The sequence below is a fragment of the Streptomyces sp. NPDC058086 genome (assembly GCF_042885015.1).
Taxonomy (GTDB): Bacteria; Actinomycetota; Actinomycetes; order Streptomycetales; family Streptomycetaceae; genus Streptomyces.
In genome coordinates, this window is the sequence record NZ_JBHVST010000313.1 from 1 (window position 1) to 1,057 (window position 1,057).

Genomic DNA, 1,057 nt, shown 5'->3' on the forward strand with positions numbered 1-1,057 from the left:
CGCCGCCCCGCCGGGGTGGGCGGCGGGCGAGATCCCCATGAGCCTGACCGACCGGGGCAACGCCAAGCTCTTCGTCCGTCTCTACCGTGATCAGTTCCGGCACGTGGAGGGCCTGGGCTGGTACTCCTGGGACGGCTACCGGTGGAAGCGGGCCGGAGGCGAGAAAGCGGCCCTGTGGGCGGCCGGCGAGATGGCCGAGGAGATTCCCGACACCGATCCCCGAGGGCTGTTCACCGACCGGGAGCTGCACCACCACAAGCGCCGCACCCTGTCGACAACCGGCATGAAGGCGCTCCTCACTCAGGCCAAGGCGTCCCCAGACCTCTCCCTCGACCCCGACACCCTCGACGGCGACCCCTACGCGCTGTGCACCCCGGACGGAGTGGTCGACCTCCGCAACGGCCGCATGCGCAAACCCGATCCGACCCGCGACTTCCACTCCCGTGCCACCAGCGCCTCCCCCCAGGACATCCCCACCCCCCGGTGGCACAGGTTCCTCGAAGACACCTTCGGCAGCGACGCCGAAGGCCGGGAGATGATCGACTTCCTCCACCTGCTCCTCGGGTACTCCATCACCGGTGACGTCGGGGCACAGGTGCTGCCCTTCCTCCACGGACAGGGCAAAAACGGCAAATCAGTTCTCCTCGACGTGATGATCCAGATCCTCGGGGACTACGCCGACGCGGCCCCGCCGGGCTTCCTCATGGACCGTGGCGCCTACTCCGAGCACTCCACCGAACTCACCGAGCTGCACGGCCGCCGCCTGATCGTGTGCAGCGAGCTCAAGCCCAACGACCGTTTCGACGAGGCCCGGGTGCGCCTGCTGACCGGCGGAGACAAGATCAAGGCCCGCCGCATGCGGCAGGACTACTTCTCCTTCACCCCCACGCACAAGCTGTGGCTGCTGGGCAACCACCGCCCCGAGGTCTCCACCGGCGGCTTCGCCTTCTGGCGCCGGATCCGCCTCCTGCCCTTCGAACGGATCGTCCCCGACGAACGCAAGATCGACAACCTGGCCGTCAAACTGGTTCAGGACGAGGGCCCGGGGATCCTGCAC

The 1,057-nt window shown here is 68.4% G+C and carries 1 protein-coding gene; it reads left to right on the forward strand.

Annotation, left to right across the window (positions count from 1 at the left end; all coding sequences use genetic code 11):
- On the forward strand, window positions 1-1,057 hold a 1,057-nt coding region (locus ACFVWD_RS58530; RefSeq protein WP_389607348.1), incomplete at both ends, for a phage/plasmid primase, P4 family.